This is a genomic window from Ancylobacter defluvii (assembly GCF_018390605.1).
Taxonomy (GTDB): domain Bacteria; phylum Pseudomonadota; class Alphaproteobacteria; order Rhizobiales; family Xanthobacteraceae; genus Ancylobacter; species Ancylobacter defluvii.
In genome coordinates this window covers 130246-149745 of record NZ_JAHBGD010000017.1, presented here as the reverse complement: position 1 = coordinate 149745, position 19500 = coordinate 130246, and the positions used below count along the sequence as shown (strand labels likewise).

Genomic DNA, 19500 nt, shown 5'->3' with positions numbered 1-19500 from the left:
CAGGCGGCAGGCGGTCTCGTCGTCGATCCCCGGTCTAGCCGTTCACCCCTCGTCCGATGGGGGCGAGGCGATCGAGGTCGGCATCGGTGAACAGGCGGGAGCGGGTGAGAAAGCGGACGCCGCGGCCGTTCTCCAGGCTGAACATGCCGCCGCGCCCCGGCACCACGTCGATGATCAGCTGGGTATGCTGCCAATAGTCGAACTGCGACGGGCTCATATAGAACGGGGCGCCGCCGATCTCGCCGAGCCGGACATCCTCGTCGCCGACGATGTAGTCGCCCTGCGGGTAGCACATTGGCGAGGAGCCGTCGCAGCAGCCACCGGACTGGTGGAACAGCACCGGCCCGTATTCGCCGCGCAGCTCGACGATGAGCGCCAGGGCCGCGTCGGTGGCGAGGACGCGGGAAACCACGTCGTTGGCAGCGTGCGGATCGGCGGTGAGGGCGTCGGTCATGGTCTCCTCCCGTATGGTGCCGCGGCCGTTATTGTTGTCTCGGCGCCGTTGTCGGCTCGCGCGGCTTCGATGATGAGGCCGCCTCCGGTCATCGGCAAGCGCGGCGGTGGCGCCGGCAGATTGGCCGGGCGGCGGCGGGCCGCCGTCCGGCGTGGCGTCCGCGCTCAGGCGGCGATGTCGAGCACGATGCGGCCATCGATCTTGCCGGCGTGCATGCGCGCGAAGATGTCGTTGATGTCCTCGAGCCTGCCCCGCTCGACCGTCGCCCTCACCTTGCCCTCGGCGGCGAATTCGAGCGATTCCTGCAGATCGAGCCGGGTGCCGACGATGGAGCCGCGCACCGTGGTGCCGTTCAGCACCATGTCGAAGATCGGCAGATCGAAGGCGCCGGGCGGCAGGCCGTTCGCCACCAGGGTGCCGCCGCGGCGCATCATGCCGATCGCCTGGCTGAACGCCTTGGGCGACACCGCGGTGACCAGCACGCCATGGGCGCCGCCGATCTCCTTCTTCAGCACCGCCACCGGGTCCTGCTCCAGCACGTTGACGGTGACGGCGGCACCGAGCTTGCGCGCCAGATCGAGCTTGTCGTCGGCGACATCGACCGCCGCGACGTTGAGGCCCATCGCCCTGGCATATTGCACCGCCATGTGGCCGAGCCCGCCGACGCCGGAGATCACCACCCAGTCGCCCGGCTTGGTGTCGGTCATCTTCAGGCCCTTATAGACCGTGACGCCGGCGCACAGCACCGGGGCGATGTCGACGAAGCCTATGTTCTTCGGCAGGTGGCCGACATAGTTGGGATCGGCGATGACGTAGTCGGCGAAGCCGCCATTCACCGAATAGCCGGTGTTCTTCTGCTCCTCGCACAGCGTCTCCCAGCCGCCGAGGCAGTGGGGACAATGGCCGCAGGCGGTATAGAGCCACGGCACGCCGACGCGGTCGCCTTCCTTCACATGCTTGACGCCGGCCCCGACGCCGGAGACGTAGCCCACCCCCTCATGGCCGGGGATGAAGGGCGGATTCGGCTTCACCGGCCAATCGCCCTCGGCGGCGTGCAGATCGGTGTGGCACACGCCCGACGCCTGGATGCGGACCTGGATCTCGCCGGGGCCGGGCTCGGGGACCGGCACCTCCTCGATGACGAGGGGCTTGCCGAAGGCGCGGACCACTGCCGCCTTCATCGTCTTTGCCATGAACGCTCTCATCTCCGTTCGAGCCGGCACCGGATGCGCCGGCCAACATGGTTCCGGCAGGATGGAAGCGCATTCCATCCTGCCGATCCTTGATCTGACCCCGCGTGGCGGACGGCCAGAAAGGCCGGGCTCAGAAGAAGCCGAGCTTCTTCGGCGAGTAGCTGACCAGCAGGTTCTTGGTCTGCTGGTAGTGGTCGAGCATCATCTTGTGGTTCTCGCGCCCGATGCCGGACTGCTTGTAGCCGCCGAACGCCGCATGGGCGGGATAGGCGTGGTAGCAATTGGTCCACACCCGGCCCGCCTGGATGGCGCGGCCGAAGCGATAGGCGCGGTTGCCGTCGCGGGTCCACACGCCGGCGCCGAGGCCGTAGAGCGTGTCATTGGCTATGGAGAGCGCCTCGTCCTCGTCCTTGAAGGTGGTCACGGACACGACCGGCCCGAAGATCTCCTCCTGGAAGATGCGCATCTTGTTATGGCCCTTGAACACCGTCGGCTTCACGTAGAAGCCGCCGGCGAGATCGCCGCCCAGCTCATTGCGCGCGCCGCCGGTGAGCACCTGGGCGCCCTCCTGCTTGCCGATGTCGATATAGGAGAGGATCTTCTCCAACTGCTCGGAGGAGGCCTGGGCGCCGATCATCGTCGCCGGATCGAGCGGCGAGCCTTGGACGATGGCCTCCACCCGCTTCAGCGCCTTCTCCATGAAGCGGTCATAGACCTTTTCCTGGATGAGGGCGCGGCTGGGGCAGGTGCAGACCTCGCCCTGATTCAGCGCGAACATCACGAAGCCTTCGACCGCCTTGTCGAAGAAGTCGTCATCCTCGGCCGTCACGTCGTTGAAGAAGATGTTGGGCGATTTGCCGCCGAGTTCCAGCGTCACCGGAATGAGGTTCTGGCTGGCATATTGCATGATCAGCCGGCCCGTCGTGGTCTCGCCGGTGAAGGCGATCTTGGCGATGCGCGGCGAGGAGGCGAGCGGCTTGCCCGCTTCAAGGCCGAAGCCGTTGACGACGTTCAGCACGCCCGGCGGCAGCAGGTCGGCGATCAGTTCGACCAGCACCAGGATGCTCGCCGGGGTCTGCTCGGCCGGCTTCAGCACCACGCAATTTCCCGCCGCCAGCGCCGGGGCCAGCTTCCACACCGCCATCAGGATCGGGAAGTTCCACGGGATGATCTGGCCAACCACGCCCAGCGGTTCGTGGAAATGATAGGCCACGGTGTCGTGGTCGATCTCGGAGAGCCCGCCCTCCTGCGCCCGCACGGCGCCGGCGAAGTAGCGGAAATGGTCGATGGCGAGCGGCATGTCGGCGGCCGTGGTCTCGCGGATCGGCTTGCCATTGTCCCAGGTCTCGGCGAGCGCGAGCAGATCGAGGTTCTCCTCCATCCGGTCGGCGATCTTGTTGAGGATCAGCGCCCGCTCGGCGACGCTGGTCTTGCCCCAGGCGTCCTTGGCCTTGTGGGCGGCGTCGAGCGCCTTCTCGATATCGTCCTTGTCGGAACGGGCGATCTCGCAAATCTTGCCGCCGGTGATCGGCGAGGTGTTGTCGAAATAGCGGCCATTCACCGGTTCGACGAACTGGCCGCCGATATAATTGCCGTAGCGCGCCTTGAAGGGCGACTGGCGGGTGATGGCGATTTCCGGTTTGTTCATTTTGGGTTCCTCCCATGTTGGGTGAGCCCTTGGTTGCACCGCCTGTGCCAGAGTTTTGTCGCGGTGCAAAAAATCGTTGATGCGGCACGGCAAAATATTGAAACGACTGGTGTAAGAATTCAGTTCACATTCGCTTCAAAACAAAGGGTGTGGACCGCGTGCCGGAACTTTGCCACAACTGTCGTATAGAACAACAATAACTAGAACAGGTGTTGCAGAATGCGACACGCCGGGAGGAACTTATGCGAGCCGACACGGGGTCGAAGGCGGTTTCCACCGCCCGCAGGCAGTTCTTCAACGAAGGGCGGCCGCCGCAATCGCTGGTCGCCGAGCCGATCCTGCGCTCATGGCGGCGCTGTGCCGATCTTGGTCTCGACAATCAGGTGCTGCCCTCGCTGGTGCCGCTGACCGAAGGCGAACTGCGCCGGGCCAGCGAGCGCAACGAGCGGCTGCGGCGGCTGAGCCGGCCGGAGATCGAGAGCCTCTATGCCGAGGCGATGCAGACCGGCTGCGTGATCATCCTCACCGACGCCTCCGGGCTGATCCTGGAATCGCGCGGCCATACCGCCTTCGCCTCGCGCGCCGCGCAGGTGGCGTTGCGGCCCGGTGTCGACTGGAGCGAAAGCGCCACCGGCACCAATGCGGTGGGCACGGCGCTGCTGGAAGGCCGGCCGATCGCCGTGCATGGCGGCGAGCATTATTTCGATCCGCATGGAATCCTCAGCTGCTCGGCCGCGCCAATCATGGACCCGTTCGGTCGCGCGGTCGGGGTGCTCGACCTTTCCGGCCCGGCGGCGGTGGACCATCGCCATGCCCTCGGCCTGGTGCGCCTCGCCGCCGAGCAGATCGAGCATCGCTTCTTCGACGATGGGTTCGCCGGCCTGCAGGTGCTCAGGCTCGGCGCCGACCGGGCACTGCTGGGCACCGCGCGCGAGGGCGTGCTGGTGTTCGACGATGGGCGGCTGGTGGCGGCGAACCGGCATGGGCTCGGCCTGTTCGGCATCGACTGGTCGGCGCTCGGCACCCGCAGCGTGGATGAACTGGTCGAGCGATTGCCGCAGGGCGCGGGCATCGCCCGCATGGAGACGGCGGGGCGCGGCGTGCTGTTCGGGCGGATGGACGGCGAGGAGACGGTTCCGTCCCGCCCCCGCGGCGCGCGCATGGCGCCGCGCGGCTTGCCGCAGTTCGGCGAGCTGCTGCTGCGCGAGGAGGACGAGCGGGGGCTGCTGCGCGCGGTCAAGATGATCGATGCTGGCGTGCCGGTGCTGATCCAGGGCGAGACCGGGACCGGCAAGGAGATGGCCGCGCGCGAGGTGCATCGCCGCGGGCCGCGGGCCGCGGCGCCTTTCGTCGCGGTGAACTGCGCGGCGATCCCGGAGACGCTGATCGAGGCGGAGCTGTTCGGCTATGAGGAGGGCGCCTTCACCGGTGCCCGCCGCCACGGCCGCAAGGGGCTGCTGCGCGAGGCGGAGGGCGGGGTGCTGTTCCTCGACGAAATCGGCGACATGCCGCTCTCCCTGCAGTCGCGCCTGCTGCGGGTGTTGCAGGATCGCGAGGTGCTGCCGCTGGGCGGCGGCCGTCCGGTGAGCGTGGATTTCGCGCTGGTCTGCGCCACCCACCGCCATCTCAAGGGGCTGGTCGAGAGCGGGACGTTCCGTTCCGATCTCTATTTCCGCATCGCGCATTACACCATCGAGCTGCCGGCGGTGCGCGATCTGCCGGACCGCCTCGCCACGGTGCGCGAGCTCTGGCGCCGGGTGGCGCGCGACGAGAGGCTGGTACTGACGGCAGCTTGCGAGGAGCGGCTGGCCGCCTATGACTGGCCCGGCAACTTCCGCCAGCTGGTCGGGGTTCTCAGGATGCTGGCCGCGCTGGCCGAGCCGGGCCAGCCGGTCGGCACCGATCTGCTGCCCCAGGAGGTTAGCGAGAATGCGCGCCCGCAGCCGGCTCGCGCCGCCTCCGACGCGCCGGCATCCGAGCCGGCCGATCTCGACGCCATCGAACTCGCGGCGATGCGGCGCGCGCTGGACGCCCATGGCGGCAACGTCTCCAAGGCGGCACGGGCGCTCGGCATCAACCGCTCGACGCTCTACCGGCGGCTGCTCAGCACCCATTGAGCCGCCGAGCCCGGTTGCCGGAACGTTGCAGGACGTTCCCGGAGCGGGCTCGGGTGTGTGGACAGGAGGCGTTCCGGTCAGGCGACGCCCGATCGGGAAAGGCTTTAGCCGTCGTGGCGGTCCAGCGAGGCGTGGTCGCTCTTGGGCACCTCGGGATTGCCCTCGACGCGGTCGCGGTGCAGGGAGGCGCGGGCGAGCAGCACCAGAGTTATCGGGGTGGTGATGGTGACGAAGAGGGCGATCAGCACCTCGTGCACCACCGGGCGGCTTTGCAGCACGCTGAAGCAGATCATCGAGCCGATCAGCAGGCTGCCGACGCCGAGCGTGGCGCCCAGGGTTGGGGCGTGGACGCGGGCATAGAAGCTGTTCAGCCGGATGAGGCCGACTGAGCCGATCAGGGCGATGGCGGCGCCGATCACCATCAGGGCGGAGACGACGAGAGCCGCCCAAAGCGGGAGTTCGGGAGCGGTGCTCATTCGATCACCTCGCCGCGCATGAGGAACTTGGCCAGCGCCACCGTGCCGGAGAAGCCCAGCAGCCCGATCGCCAGCGCCGCCTCGAAATAGAGGGTGGTGCCGGAGCGGATGCCGATGGTGAGCAGCAGCAGCATGGCGTTCACATAGAAGGTGTCGAGCCCGAGGATGCGGTCCTGCGCGCGGGGGCCGACAAGTATGCGGCAGGCGGCACAGGCCATGGCGAGGCCGACGAGCAACTGCGCGAAGGTGAGCGACCAGCCGAGGATGAGGACTTCGAGCGGCGCCGTCATTCGAAGATCTCCATCAGCAGGCGCTCGTAGCGGAGCTTGATGAGGTCGATCCAGCTCTGCTCGTCGACGAGATCGAGCACATGCAGCAGCAGCGTGCCGCGCGCCGGGTCGTGATTGACCCACAGCGTGCCGGGCGTGCAGGTGAGGATGATCGCCAGCACCGCGAGGCCGTATTCGCTACGCAGGTCGAGCTGGACGGTCATGAAGCCGGCATGGTCGCTGTGCCGGTTGCCGCGCAGGATGATGGTGCCGACCGCGAGATTGGAGCGGAACACGTCGACCAGCACCCGCAAGGCGAGGCGCAGCATCGCCGCCGGCCGCCGCAGCCGCACCGGTTCGGGATCCAGCGCCGTCATCGCCCAGGTGGCGCCAAGTGCGACCAGGGAGCCGAGCACGATATGGCCGGGTGCCAGCGACTGTTGCAGCAGCAGCCACATAACGAGCAGGGCCAGGAACAGCAGCGGGAAGGGAATGACCCGGCGCAGCAGGCTGGAGGCGCGATTCATGGCTTGCCCTCCGTACCGAGGGTGGGGCGCAACGGCACCGTGCCGGCCGGCGCGATGCCCAGGATGTCGCGTGCATATTCCTGCGGCCAGTAGAGCAGCTGCGCGGTGGCGTCCATGTAGCGCATCGCCGGCCCGCCCAGCACGGTGAGCGTGACGCAGAGCGCCAGCAAGGCGCCGATCGGCGCCGCCTCCACCGCGCGCACCCGCGGGATGGTGCCTTCGCGCGGCATCCACAGCGTGCGGATACCGGTGCGGGTCATGGCGATCAGCGTGGCGAAGCCGGTGAGCATCATCAGCGCGATCAGCAGCCAGTGCGAGAACGAGATCGAGCCAGCCTCGTTGATAAGCGCCGACAGCATCGCGACCTTGCCGATGAAGCCGGAAAGCGGCGGCAGTCCGGCCAGCAGCGCGGTGCAGGCGACGAAGGCGCCGCCGAGCAAGGCGATGGTCGCGGGGATGGCGACGCCGACCTCGCCCTCGTCGTCGTCTTCCTCGTCGTCGCTCTCGCCGTCGCCATAGGCCTCCATGGTCACGGCGAGCACGTCGGCGCCGGCATCGCGGCCGCGCTCGATCAGCTCGATCAGCAGGAAGAAGGCGGAGATCGAGAGGGTCGAGGTGATGAGATAGAACAGCGCTCCGGAAATGACGGCGCTGTTGGTGGTGCCGATGGCGGCGAGAATGGTGCCGGAGGAAACCAGCACGCTGTAGCCAGCCAGGCGGAGCATCGATTGCGAGGCGAGCACGCCGATCCCACCGAAGGCGATGGTCGCCATGCCGCCATAATAGAGCCAGTCGGCGCCGAAGCCGGCCGAGTTCCCCGCCTCGCCGCCGAAGCACAGCAGGAACAGCCGCAGGATCACATAGACGCCCACCTTGGTCATGATGGCGAACATGGCGGCGATCGGGGCGCAGGCCGCCGCATAGGTGGTCGGCAGCCAGAAGCACAATGGCCACATGCCGGCCTTGATGAGGAAGGCGACGCCGAGGATCGCCGCGCCGGTCTCGAACAGCGCCCTCTCGTCGATATTGAGCGAGGGTACCAGCCGGGCGAGGTCGGCCATGTTCAGCGTGCCGGTGACGCCGTAGATGATCGCCACCCCGATGAGGAACAGCGAGGAGGCGACGAGGTTCACCGGGATGTAGTGCAGCCCGGCCTTGACCCGCGCCGTGCCGGACCCGTGCAGCACCAGCCCGTAGGAGGCGGCGAGCAGCACCTCGAAGAACACGAACAGGTTGAACAGGTCGCCGGTGAGGAAGGCCCCGTTGAGGCCGGCAAGCAGCAGCAGGAACAGCGTGTGGAAGCGTGGCCCGGCCTTGTGCCAGCGGGCCAGCGAATAGAGCAGGGTGGAGGCGCCGAGTACCGCTGTCAGCACCAGCATCAGCGCCGAGAGCCGGTCCACCACCAGCACGATGCCGAACGGCGCCGGCCAGTTGCCCAGCGGGTAGACCATCACGGTGGCGTCGCCGTCGGACTGGATGGTCGCCGCGCCGATCAGCAGCAGCACGGCGACGGCCAGCAGGGACGCCACGGTGATGAGGCTCAGCGTCATCTTCAGCTGCCGCCGCCGCTCGTCGAACAGCAGCATGGCCGCGCCCACCACCAGCGGCAGCAGGATCGGGACGATGACCAGGTGCTCGGCGAGGGAATGGACCACCATCAATCCTCCCGCCCGTTGACGTGGTCGGTGCCGGTGAGGCCGCGTGCCGCCAGCAGCAGCACCAGGAATAGCGCGGTCATGGCGAAGCCGATGACGATGGCGGTGAGCACCAGCGCCTGCGGGGTGGGATCGGCCATGGTGGCGGGATCGCCGACCCCCGGCACCGACAGGATCGGCGGCGCGCCGATCTTCAGCCGGCCCATGCTGAAGATGAACAGGTTGACCGCATAGGAGAGCAGCGACAGGCCGATGATCACCTGATAGGTGCGCGGCCGCAGCAGCAGCCACACGCCCGAGCCGGCGAAGACGCCGATGCCGATGGCGAGCACCATTTCCATCTATTCCCCCTCCGCCGTGCGGCTCGATCGCGTGCGGCGCAGCGACTGGTGCGCCAGCGCCACCAGCATGAGCAGGGTCGCGCCGACCACCACCGCGAAGATGCCGAGATCGAACATCAGGGCGCTGGCCACCGGAAACTTGCCGACGATCGGCCAGTCGAGATAGCGCACATGGGTGGTGAGGAACGGATAGCCGAACCACCAGGAGCCGGCTCCGGTCGCCGAGGCGATGAGCAGGCCGAGCCCCATCCAGCGCAGCGGCAGCACGCGCAGATGGTCCTCCACCCAGCGGGTGCCGGCGGCCATATACTGCACGATGAAGGCGATAGAGAGGGTGATGCCGGCGGCAAACCCGCCGCCCGGCAGATCGTGCCCGCGCATGAACAGATAGACGGCGAAGGTGGCGATCACCGGGAACAGCCACTGCATGACGAGGCGGGGAATCCTGAGATAGTCCGCCACCGTGTCGCCGGGCGAGCGGTCGGGGGCGGCCTCGTCGAATTCGTCCTGGAGACGCTGCTGCTCCGGGGCACCGACGCTCTCCGGCGCCGGGCGGAACCGGCGCAGCAGCGCATAGACGGTGAGGCCGACGAGGCAGAGCACCACCACCTCGCCCAGCGTGTCGAAGCCGCGGAAGTCGACCAGGATGACGTTGACGACATTGGTGCCGCCGCCGCCGATATAGGCGCGCTCGACGAAATAGCGCGACACGCTCTCGCCGAGAGGACGCGTCATCACCGCATAGGAGATGACGGCAATGCCGATGCCGACGGTGACGGCAATGGCGAGATCGGTGTAGCGGCGCAGCAGCACCGAGGGCGGCGGGCTGGTGGGGTAGGGCTCCTCGATGCGCTTGGGCAGCCAGCGCAGGCCGAGCAGCAGCAGCACCGTGGTGACGATCTCCACCAGCAGCTGGGTGAGTGCAAGATCCGGCGCCGACAGCCAGGCGAAGGTGATGGAACTCACCAGGCCGGCGCCGCCGAGCAGCACCAGGGCGGCGAAGCGGTGGAACTTCGCCTGCCAGGCGGCGGCGATGGCGCAGCCGGCGCCTATCGCCCACAGTAGGGCGAAGGCGGGGTCGAAGGCGGTGAGCGGCAGGGTGCCTTCCGATACCATGCCGCGCAGCCACAGCGGCGAGATGGCGGCGGCCAGCGCGACCACCACCACGATGCGCAATTGCGGTTGCAGTCGCTTGCTGCCGAAGGCGCGCTCCAGCGTGCGGGCGAGCTGCCAGGAGATCACCACCAGGATGCGCTCGAAGATGCGCTGGCCCTTCAGCTCGCGCACCAGTGGCGGGCCTTCGACGCCGCTGTCGAGATAGGCCCTGAGCCCGAGGAACAGCAGCACGCCGCCGATCATGGCGATGATGCTCATCACCAGCGCCCAGGTGACGCCGTGCCAGATGGCGAGGCTGTAATAGGGCAGGTCCGGACCGATGACGGCGCGGGCGGCATTGGCGAGCAGCGGCCCGACCGTGAAGCTCGGCACGACGCCGATCAGCAGGCAGATGAGCACTAACAGCTCGACGGGAAAGCGCATCCAGTGCGGCGGCTCGTGCGGCTTGCGCGGCAGGTCGGTCGCCGGCGGCCCGAAGAACACGCCGATGATGAAGCGCAGCGAATAGGTGACGCTGAAGATGCCGGCGAGCGTCGCCCAATAGGGCAGGCTGTCGTCGAGCAGCGAGCCGGTATGGTTCTCGACCGCCTCGGCGAAGAACATTTCCTTGGACAGGAAGCCGTTGAGCAGCGGGATGCCGGCCATCGAGGCCGCCGCCACCATGGCGAGCGTGCCGGTAATGGGCATGTAGCGGAACAGCCCGGACAGCTTGCGCAGGTCGCGGGTGCCGGTCTCGTGGTCGATGATGCCGGCGGCCATGAACAGCGACGCCTTGAAGATGGCGTGGTTCACGGTGTGGAAGATCGCCGCCACCGCCGAGAGCGGGCTGCCGAGCCCGAGCAGCAGGGTGATCAGCCCGAGATGGCTGATGGTGGAATAGGCGAGCAGGCCCTTGAGGTCCTGCTGGAAGATCGCCGCATAGGCGCCGAGCAGCAGGGTGACGAGGCCAGCGGGAACGACAAGGTAGAACCAGGTGTCGGTGCCGGCGAGCACCGGCCACAACCGGGTCATCAGGAAAATGCCGGCCTTCACCATGGTCGCCGAATGCAGATAGGCCGAGACCGGGGTCGGTGCGGCCATGGCATGCGGCAGCCAGAAATGGAACGGGAACTGCGCGCTCTTGGTGAAGGCGCCGAGCAGCACCAGCACCACCACCGGCACATAGAGCGGGCTGGAGCGGATCAGCCCGCCGGCGTTCAGCACCTCGTCGAGCTCGTAGCTGCCGACGATGCGGCCGATCAGCAGCACGCCAACCAACAGGCAGAGCCCGCCGGCGCCGGTGACGGTGAGGGCCATGCGCGCGCCGTCGCGGGCGGCGGCGGTGTGGTGCCAGTAGCCGATCAGCAGGAAGGAGAACAGGCTGGTGAGTTCCCAGAAGAACACCAGCTGCACGAGGTTGCCCGACAGCACCACGCCCAGCATCGCCCCCATGAAGGCGAGCAGGAAGGAGAAGAAGCGCGGGACCGGATCTTCCGCCGACATATAGTAGCGGGCATAGAGCGCCACCAGCGCGCCGATGCCGAAGATGAGCAGGGCGAACAGCCAGGCGAGCCCGTCGAGCCGCAGGCTGACATTGATGCCCAGCATCGGCAGCCATTCGAGGACCAGCCGCACCGGCTCGCTGCGTTCTGCCGAGCCGTACATGAGGACAATGAGGACGCAGCCGACGACGGCTATGGCGCCGGCCATGAAGGCAGCGGCGTTGCGGGCATGGGTGGGAAGGAAGGCGGCGAGCGCGCTCCCCGCGAATGGCAGCAGCAGCGCGAGGAGGAGGAGCTGGCCGTTGGACATGGTGAAGCCGCCTCCTCGCCCGGCCGGGAACCCTCGATCTTGCGCGATTTCGCCCATTATGGTTGATTTGCGCGGTCATAGGCAAGGCGGAAACGATGGATCTGTCGCCTGAACAATGCCGCGCCGCACGCGGCCTGCTCGACTGGACGCAGGAGCGCCTTGCCGCCCGTGCCGGCGTGTCGCGTTCAACGGTACGCGATTTCGAGTGCCATCGGCACGTGCTGCATCGTGGCACCGAGACGCTGCTGATCCGCACCTTGCAGGAGGCCGGGGTGGTGCTGCTGCCGCCCGGCGAGCAGGGGCACGGGGTACGGATGCGCTGAGCCGCTGCCGCTTGACAGCGTCCGGGCAAGGCCCTAGCGCCTTGCCATCGGCCGATCCTCGGCCCACGCCAGCCTGCGTCCCCGAGCCTGCGACCAGCGAGCCTTTTGCATGAAGCCGAAGGATTTGACCGCCTATGTCGCCCTCGCGGTGATCTGGGGCCTGTCTTTCGTGGTGGTCCTGCGGGTGGTGCAGGCGTTCGGCTGGGTCGGCGCGGTCACCTTGCGCGCCTTCGTGGCGGCGGGCACGCTGCTCATCATTGCCGCCATAACCCGGCGGCGCCTGGATTTCTCGGTCGGCTGGCCGCGCCTCGCGATCGTCGGGGCGACGACCGTCGCCCTGCAACTCGCCGGCCTCAACTACGCCATGCCGATGATCGGCACCGCGATGTCGGCGATCCTGGTGGCGACCATTCCGCTGTTCTCCATGCTGATCGCCCAGCTTGCCGGCGTCGAGCGGTTGAGCGCGCCGCGCAAGGCCGGGCTGCTGCTCGGCTTCGTGGGCGTGATGCTGCTGGTCGGGTTTCCGGCGGTGCCGCTGACGGCGTCATTCGTCATCGGTTGTCTCTGCTCGCTTGCCTCCGCCTTCTTCGCCGCTCTGGGATCGAACTATGTCGGGCACCGCCTCAGCCATGTCGGTGCGTGGGAGGTGACGATCGGTTCGTTTCTCACCGGCGGCGCCATGCTGCTGCCGATGCTGGCATTCGTGCCTGTCCCCGGCTCGCCATTGCCGCTGGACTACCTCCTGCTGTTCATCGCCGGCGCGCTGATGAGCGGGCTGACCTATCTTTTGTATTTCTGGCTGGTCGGTCGGCTCGGCGCCACGCGGGCGGTCAGCGTCGAATTCGCGGTGACGCTGGTCGCGGTGGCGATCGGTGCCGGCCTGTTGGGCGAACCGCTCTCGGCGGTGCAGATGATCGGTGCGGTGACGGTGGTGTGCGGCTGCGCGCTGGTGCTCGGCCTGTTCGGCCGCGGCGGGCGGAGCCTGGCGGCCTCCTGACGGGTTCAGGCGCCGCCGAGCACGCGATCGCGAAACAGCGCAAGGTCGATATTGCCGCCGCTGAGCGGCAGGCCGACGCACCGGCCGGCCTTGGCGTCGCGCTCCTGCATCAGCGCGGCGAGCGGGGCGGCGCCGGCGCCTTCCGCCAGCTGATGCGTGTCAGTCCAATAGGCGCGGATGGCGGCGGCGATCTCGTCGTCGCTCACGGTGACGATGCGGGAGACGCCGTCGCGGATGATGGCGAAGGCCGCCGGATCGGGAATGCGCACGGCAAGGCCGTCGGCGAAGGTGTCGGCACGTTCGGTCTCGACCGGCCGGCCGGCGGCAAGCGAGCGCGCATAGGCCGGCGCGCCGGCGCTCTGCACGCCGATGATCTCGGTGGACAGGCCGAGCAGGTCGCGCACGCGGATGGCGCCGCAAATGCTGGAACCGAGGCCGATCGGCACATAGAGCGCATCGAGCTTCGGTGCGAGGCGGAACAGCTCCAGCGCCCAGCTGGCGACCCCGAGCACCAGATCCCGGTGGAAGGACGGCGCGAAATGGAGGCCGTGCAGCTGCGCCAGCCGCATCGCCTCGATCTTGGCTGCGTCGAAATCGGCGCCGTGCTCGATCAGCTTTGCCCCGAGCGCACGTATCGCGGCGTTCTTCTCGACGCTGTTGCCCTCCGGCACGACGATGGTGACCGGCACGCCGAAGCGCCGGCCGGCGAAGGCCAGCGACTGGCCGTGATTACCGCGCGTCGCCGAGATGAGACCGTTCGGGGCCCGCTTGTCCCGCGCCAGCTGCTCGACATGGATGAGGCCGCCACGCACCTTGAAGGCGCCGGTGGGAGTGAGGTTCTCGTGCTTGACCCAAACCTCCGCGCCGGTGCGCTCCGCGAGCAGCGGCCAGGCATAGGCCGGCGTCCCGGCAAACACCTCATGGATCCGTAGGCTGGCCGTCTCAAGTTCGTCGAGCGTGAACATCATGGTCTCCCGCGATCCGTATCGGGGAAATAGACGGGAGACGGCGGCAAGGAAATCTGTTTTCGCCGCCGCGCGTGCCGGCGGCTCTCACGAGGCCAGCGCGCGATCCAGAGTCCGCTCGGCGGCGAGCGGCGGCGGTCCGGCGATCTCGGCGCGCAGCCGCGGCAGCGCGGCCGGATAGGCCTGCTGCAGGAAGGCGATCAATTTCTCGCGCACCTCGCAGCGTATGTCGAAGGTGCGGCCGGAATTGCTGGCACTGACCAGGATGCGCACCTCCATCACGCTTTCCCTGAAGTCGGTGACCTGGACGTTCACCACCTTGCGGTCCCAGAGCGGCGAGGTTTTCACGATCTCCTCGACCTTGGCGCGCACGGCATCGACCGGCACGCTGTAATCGAGATAGATCATCACCGTGCCGATCAGCGCCGAGCCCTCGCGCGTCCAGTTCTGGAACGGCTGCTCGATGAAGTAGCTGAGCGGCAGAATGAGGCGCCGCCAGTCCCAGATGCGGATCACCACATAGGTGGAGGTGATTTCTTCGACGTTGCCCCATTCGCCCTCGACCAGCAGCGCATCGTCGATGCGGATCGGCTGGGTGACGGCAAGCTGGATGCCGGCGATGAGGTTCTTCAGCACCGGTTGGAATGCGAGGCCGACCACCAGGCCGGCGGCGCCGGCGGAGGCGAGCAGCGATACGCCATATTGCTGCACGCTCTCGAAGGTCATCAGCGCGGCGGAGAGCGCGACGGTGAAAATGATCGCCGCCGCCACCCGGCGCAGGATGCGGGTCTGGGTGACATGCTTGCGGGCGAGCAGGTTGTCTTCGGCATCGAGCTTGAAGCGCCGCAGATAGACCGTCACCCAGATGTGCAGCGCGGTGTGGGCGAGCCAGGCAATGAGCGCGATCGAGCAGACCAGCAGGATGTGGCGGACCCAGAAAGTCCCCTGCAACGACAGCGGGGCCACCGGTGCGGCGATGCCGAGCATGATGACGATGGCGGCGAGGCGGGTCGGCCCTTCGGTGCGCGAGACCAGCGAGCGCCAGAACAGGTCCATGTCTCGCACGAGGCGGGTGATCACCCGAAAGGCGATCCGGTGCAGGACGATGCCGACCACGACGGCGATGGCGAAGAACAGCAGGCTGACCAGCCAGTCGGGAGCCCAGTAGAGCAGGCCTTCGATTTCGTCCGCCAGACGCCGTACTGTGAGCATGCATCCCCTCCGAGTTAGCTGGGCTAACGTGCTGTCAACGGATCGGGTTCCGCCGCGACGCGATATTTTGCTGCGATGCGGCAGAAAATTTGCGGCGGATCATTTTGTGGTCGTCGACGGTAGCATATGCTCCTCCCCGACCGACGGCGGCCGACACGGTGCCGCGCCCGCCGATTGGGCGAAGAGCGGGCTTTTGCCCGCACGGGACGTGCCGTTCGGCGCGTCGGAGAGGGCGAGACATGAGCGACACAGAAGCGACGGACCCCGCCGCCGGCGGGGCAGGGCAGGCGCCCATTCTCGTCGATCTGGCCCTGCAGGGTGGCGGCTCGCATGGTGCCTTTACCTGGGGCGTGCTCGACCGGCTGCTCGAAGAGCGCCGGCTGACCATTGACGGCATTTCCGGCACCTCCGCCGGCGCCATGAACGCCGCGGTGCTCGGCTATGGCTATGCGAAGGGCGGCGCCGAGGGCGCCCGCGAGGCGCTGGCGCATTTCTGGGGCGAGGTCTCGAAGGCGGCGCGCTTCAGCCCGTTCCAGCGCGGACCGATGGATCGGCTGCTGGGGCGCTGGACGCTGGACAACTCGCCGATGTTCGTCGCCATGGACCTGATGTCGCGGCTGGTGTCGCCCTATGACCTCAATCCGGGCGGCAGCAATCCGCTGCGCGGCATTCTCGAGCAGCTCGTCGATTTCGAGCTGCTGAAAGCCTCACCGATCAGGCTGTTCATCACCGCCACCAGCGTGCGCACCGGTCGCGGCCGGGTGTTCCGCAACGGCGAGATCACGCCGGAGGTGCTGCTCGCCTCGGCCTGCCTGCCGACCATGTTCCAGGCGGTGGAGATCGACGGCGAGCCCTATTGGGACGGCGGCTATTCCGGCAACCCAACCATGACGCCGCTGGTGCGTGAGCTGGATTCCGACGACACCATCCTGGTGCCGATCAACCCGGTCGAGCGCGAGGGCACGCCGGACAATGCGCGCGACATTCTCAACCGGCTGAACGAAGTGTCGTTCAACGCCGTGCTGCTGAAGGAGCTGCGCATGATGGCGCTGATGCGCAAGGTCGCCGACCCCGGCAATTCCGAAGGCGCGCAATGGGCCAAAATGCGCATCCACATGGTGCCCAATCCGGTGATGGCCTCGCTGGGCTATTCCTCCAAGCTCAATGCCGAATGGGAGTTCCTCAGCATGCTGCGCGACGAGGGGCGCAAGGCGGCACAGACCTTCCTCGACAATCATGGCGACGATATCGGCAAGCGTTCCACCCTCGACATCGACCAGCTTATCGAGGGGGTGTGAGCGATGGGTGCAACCCTGGGTCTCCTCGGCATCCTCGTCGGCCTCGGCCTGCTGATCGCCTTCGCCTTCCGTGGCTGGTCGGTGCTGCTGCTGGCGCCGATCGCGGCGCTGGTCGCCGCCGCCTTCGCCGGCGAGCCGCTGCTGGCGCACTGGACGCAGACCTTCATGGGCAGCGCCGCGCGCTTCGTGGCGCAGTTCTTCCCGCTGTTTCTGCTCGGGGCGCTGTTCGGCAAGATCATGGACGACAGCGGTTCGGTTACCGCCATCGCCAATTTCATGACCGAGAAACTCGGTGCCGAGCGGGCGGTGCTGGCGGTGGTGCTGGCCGGCGCCTTCGTCACCTATGGCGGCGTGAGCCTGTTCGTCGCCTTCTTCGTGCTGGCGCCGATGGGCCTCGCGCTGTTTCGCGCCGCCGGCGTGCCGCGGCGGCTGATGCCGGCCGCCATCGCGCTAGGTACCTCCACCTTCACCATGTCGGCGCTGCCCGGCACCCCCTCGATCCAGAACGCCATCCCGATGCCGTTCTTCGGCACCACGCCGTTCGCGGCGCCGGGGCTCGGCATCCTCGCCTCCGCGATCATGCTGGGTTTCGGCCTGTGGTGGCTGCGCTACGCCGAGGCCAAGGCGCGCCGCGCCGGCGAGGGATTCGGTGCCGACGAGCCGGCGCCAGTGGATGCCGCCGCCGAGGATCCGCTGGTGCGCGAACGCGCCACTACCGCGCGCGAGTTCGATCCCGCCGAGATCCACAACGGCGTCCATGCCTATACCAATCCGCCGATTGTCCTGGCGGCGCTGCCGCTGATCGTGGTGGTGGCGGTGAACCTCGTCATGTCGATGGCGGTGCTGCCCAATCTCGACACCGCCTATCTCGCCGAGCCGCGCTGGGGCGAGACCTCGCTGGCGGCGGTTGGCGGCGTGTGGTCGGTGGCGGTGGCGCTCACCGCCGCCATCCTGACCGCGCTTGCCATCAACTGGCGGCGGCTGCCGGGCCTGCGGGCGACCATCGATGCCGGCGCCAATGCCTCGGTGCTGCCGGTGTTCTCGGTGGCGAGCCTGGTCGGCTTCGGCGCCGTGGTCGCGGCGCTGCCGGCCTTCGAGCTGGTGCGCGAATGGGTGCTCGGCATCGAGGGCGGCCCGCTGGTATCGCTGGCGGTGGCGACCAACATCCTCGCCGCGCTCACCGGCTCGGCCTCCGGCGGCCTCACCATCGCGCTCGACGCGCTGGGGCCGACCTTCATGCAGATCGCCAGCCAGACTGGGCTGGATCCGGCGCTGATGCATCGCGTGGCGGTGATCGGCTCCGGCACGCTGGACAGCCTGCCGCATAATGGTGCGGTGGTGACATTGCTGGCGGTCTGCGGCACAACGCACCGCGAGAGCTATTTCGACATCGTGATGGTCGGCATCGTCGGCGCCATTGTCGCCCTTGTTGCCGTCATCGTCGTGGGCTCGGCGGTCGGGTCGTTCTGACCCGGCCGGTGCCAATAGCGGCAGCACGCGAGGACCGATGTCGACGATCCAGATCTCTGGCCTGCTTTCCTTCACCATCTCCATCCTGGTGTTCTTCGCCGGCGCGGGCATCAACCGTGCGGTGGCGCCGCTACGGCGCTGGAACATACCGGAGGCGGTAACCGGAGGGCTGTTGGCGGCGCTGGTGACGCTGATCGCCTATCGCGTCTTCGGTACCGAGATCACCTTTGCGCTCGAAGCGCGCGACATGCTGCTGCTGTATTTCTTCACCGGCATCGGCCTCAACGCCCGGCTCAGCGACCTGATCTCCGGCGGGCGGCCGCTGCTGATCCTGCTGGCGCTGACGCTGATCTACCTCGTGATCCAGAACCTGATCGCCGCCGGCAGCGTCGCCATCCTCGGCCTGCCCGAGGGCGTCGCGGTGTTCCTCGGTTCGGCCTCGCTGATCGGCGGGCACGGCACCACCATCGCCTGGGCGCCGCTGATCGCGCAGCGCTTTGGCCTCGCCAATGCGATGGAAGTCGGTATCGCGGTGGCGACGCTCGGCCTCGTGGTGGCGAGCCTCGTCGGCGGCCCGATCGCCAAGTACTTGATCGGTCGCCACAATCTGCATGGTCCGCGCTCGGACGAGGCGGTGATGGGCCTGCCGCAGAAGCTCGATGACACCACACGTGACGACGTGAACCATGTCAGCCTGCTGCGCACCATCCTGGTCATGAATCTCGCGATCCTGATCGGCTTCGGCATCGAGGAGCTGATGGAGGAGGTGGCGCTGAAGCTGCCGCTGTTCGTCATCTGCCTATTGGTCGGCATCGTGCTCACCAATACCGTGCCGCGCCTGCTGCCGCGGGTGGTCTGGCCGACACGCACCCGGGCGCTGGCGCTGGTTTCCGACCTGTCGCTCAACGTGTTCCTGGCGATGTCGCTGATGAGCATGCAGCTTTGGACGCTCGGTGGGCTCGGCCTTGCGCTGGTGATCGTGCTCGCCATCCAGACGCTGGCGGCGGTGGCTTACATCATCTTCGTGGTGTTCCCGGCCATGGGGAAGAATTACGAGGCGGCGGTGCTGTCCGCCGGCTTCACCGGCATCAGCCTTGGCGCCACCCCGACCGCCATCGCCAACATGACGGCGGTTACCAAGGCGCATGGGGCGGCGACCCGGGCTTTCATCATTCTGCCGCTCGTTTCCGCCTTTTTCATTGATATCGCCAATGCTGCGGTGATCGGCTTCCTCGTCCGCTGACCGCTTTTGGCGGAGCAGGCAGCCCTCACGTAAGGACAGACAGATGATCAACCGCCGTTCGCTTCTCGCCGGATTGTTCTCGGCCGCCGCATTGGCGCCGCTCGCCACGCTTGCGACCTCGAGCGAGGCCGAGGCGCAGGGCCGGCCGATGGCGCCGCCGCCCCCGCCGCGCCGCGAGCGGCGGCCGCCTCCGCGCCGCGGCTATACATGGGTGCCCGGCCACTGGAACTGGCGTCGCGGGCCGGGCTGGGTGTGGCAGCCGGGCTATTGGGAGCCGAACCGGCGCGGCTTCACCTATGTCGGCCCCCGCTGGGTGCTGCGCCGCGGCGCCTGGGTCTACGAGCCGGGCCGCTGGGTGCGCAGCTGGTGATCCCCTCTCTCTGGTGAGGGAAACGCTCCAGCCGG

General features: G+C 67.9%; 18 protein-coding genes. 7 read left to right on the top strand and 11 right to left on the bottom strand.

Going from position 1 to position 19500, the window contains the following annotated elements:
- Positions 1–34: 34 nt before the first annotated feature.
- The 3 genes from KHC24_RS12360 to adh all read right to left on the bottom strand — a co-directional run bounded on the left by KHC24_RS12360 (position 35) and on the right by adh (position 3295).
- Complete coding sequence (locus KHC24_RS12360; RefSeq protein WP_213363574.1) at positions 35–454, bottom strand: DUF779 domain-containing protein; 420 nt, start codon at positions 452–454, stop codon at positions 35–37.
- A gap of 164 nt (positions 455–618) precedes the next feature.
- Positions 619–1647, bottom strand: coding sequence for an alcohol dehydrogenase AdhP (gene adhP / locus KHC24_RS12355; protein WP_213363573.1), 1029 nt, complete (start codon positions 1645–1647; stop codon positions 619–621).
- A 130-nt stretch (positions 1648–1777) separates the two neighbouring features.
- Complete coding sequence (adh, locus tag KHC24_RS12350; RefSeq protein ID WP_213363572.1) at positions 1778–3295, bottom strand: aldehyde dehydrogenase; 1518 nt, start codon at positions 3293–3295, stop codon at positions 1778–1780.
- 242 nt (positions 3296–3537) lie between these two features.
- Between adh and KHC24_RS12345 the strand changes: the two genes are divergently transcribed.
- Positions 3538–5412, top strand: coding sequence for a sigma-54-dependent Fis family transcriptional regulator (locus KHC24_RS12345; RefSeq protein WP_213363571.1), 1875 nt, complete (start codon positions 3538–3540; stop codon positions 5410–5412).
- A 104-nt stretch (positions 5413–5516) separates the two neighbouring features.
- Here the strand turns inward: KHC24_RS12345 and mnhG are convergent, their stop codons facing one another.
- Genes mnhG through KHC24_RS12315 form a run of 6 tightly spaced genes read right to left on the bottom strand, consistent with a single transcriptional unit; the run spans position 5517 to position 11587 of the window.
- Positions 5517–5888, bottom strand: a complete 372-nt coding sequence (mnhG, locus tag KHC24_RS12340; protein ID WP_213363570.1) for a monovalent cation/H(+) antiporter subunit G — start codon at positions 5886–5888, stop codon at positions 5517–5519.
- Positions 5885–6178, bottom strand: a complete 294-nt coding sequence (locus KHC24_RS12335) for a K+/H+ antiporter subunit F (protein ID WP_213363569.1) — start codon at positions 6176–6178, stop codon at positions 5885–5887. The genes mnhG and KHC24_RS12335 overlap by 4 nt, the downstream gene beginning before the upstream one ends.
- Positions 6175–6684: a Na+/H+ antiporter subunit E gene (locus tag KHC24_RS12330; protein WP_246546849.1), complete on the bottom strand. Its 510-nt coding sequence runs from the start codon at positions 6682–6684 to the stop codon at positions 6175–6177. The genes KHC24_RS12335 and KHC24_RS12330 overlap by 4 nt, the downstream gene beginning before the upstream one ends.
- Positions 6681–8342, bottom strand: coding sequence for a monovalent cation/H+ antiporter subunit D (locus tag KHC24_RS12325; protein WP_213363568.1), 1662 nt, complete (start codon positions 8340–8342; stop codon positions 6681–6683). Before KHC24_RS12325 ends, KHC24_RS12330 begins: the two co-directional genes overlap by 4 nt.
- Positions 8342–8680 (bottom strand): Na+/H+ antiporter subunit C, encoded by a 339-nt coding sequence (locus KHC24_RS12320; RefSeq protein ID WP_213363567.1) that lies wholly within the window; start codon positions 8678–8680, stop codon positions 8342–8344. The genes KHC24_RS12325 and KHC24_RS12320 overlap by 1 nt, the downstream gene beginning before the upstream one ends.
- Positions 8681–11587, bottom strand: a complete 2907-nt coding sequence (locus KHC24_RS12315; RefSeq protein ID WP_213363566.1) for a monovalent cation/H+ antiporter subunit A — start codon at positions 11585–11587, stop codon at positions 8681–8683.
- 95 nt (positions 11588–11682) lie between these two features.
- Here KHC24_RS12315 and KHC24_RS12310 point away from each other — a divergent pair, with 95 nt between their 5' ends.
- A complete protein-coding gene (locus KHC24_RS12310; protein WP_213363565.1) occupies positions 11683–11910 on the top strand; it encodes a helix-turn-helix domain-containing protein in 228 nt (75 codons plus the stop codon).
- Between the two features lie 109 nt (positions 11911–12019).
- Positions 12020–12907, top strand: coding sequence for a DMT family transporter (locus tag KHC24_RS12305; protein ID WP_213363564.1), 888 nt, complete (start codon positions 12020–12022; stop codon positions 12905–12907).
- Between the two features lie 5 nt (positions 12908–12912).
- Here KHC24_RS12305 and KHC24_RS12300 read toward each other — a convergent pair whose 3' ends face one another.
- Entirely contained in the window at positions 12913–13872 is a 960-nt protein-coding gene (locus KHC24_RS12300; RefSeq protein ID WP_213363897.1) for a threonine dehydratase, read from the bottom strand.
- Between the two features lie 87 nt (positions 13873–13959).
- The gene (locus tag KHC24_RS12295) at positions 13960–15084 is read right to left on the bottom strand and encodes a mechanosensitive ion channel family protein (protein ID WP_213363563.1); all 1125 of its coding nucleotides are present in this window, start codon (positions 15082–15084) and stop codon (positions 13960–13962) included.
- A gap of 239 nt (positions 15085–15323) precedes the next feature.
- On the opposite strand from KHC24_RS12295, the gene KHC24_RS12290 reads away from it, so the two are divergent.
- From KHC24_RS12290 to KHC24_RS12275, 4 genes are read left to right on the top strand one after another with little or no spacing between them, the layout of a single operon-like run.
- Positions 15324–16382, top strand: coding sequence for a patatin-like phospholipase family protein (locus tag KHC24_RS12290; RefSeq protein WP_213363562.1), 1059 nt, complete (start codon positions 15324–15326; stop codon positions 16380–16382).
- Positions 16383–16397: 15 nt separating this feature from the next.
- Positions 16398–17852, top strand: coding sequence for a GntP family permease (locus KHC24_RS12285; protein ID WP_213363896.1), 1455 nt, complete (start codon positions 16398–16400; stop codon positions 17850–17852).
- A gap of 37 nt (positions 17853–17889) precedes the next feature.
- A complete protein-coding gene (gltS, locus tag KHC24_RS12280) occupies positions 17890–19095 on the top strand; it encodes a sodium/glutamate symporter (protein WP_213363561.1) in 1206 nt (401 codons plus the stop codon).
- Positions 19096–19138: 43 nt separating this feature from the next.
- Positions 19139–19465: a YXWGXW repeat-containing protein gene (locus KHC24_RS12275; RefSeq protein ID WP_213363560.1), complete on the top strand. Its 327-nt coding sequence runs from the start codon at positions 19139–19141 to the stop codon at positions 19463–19465.
- Positions 19466–19500 lie beyond the last annotated feature (35 nt).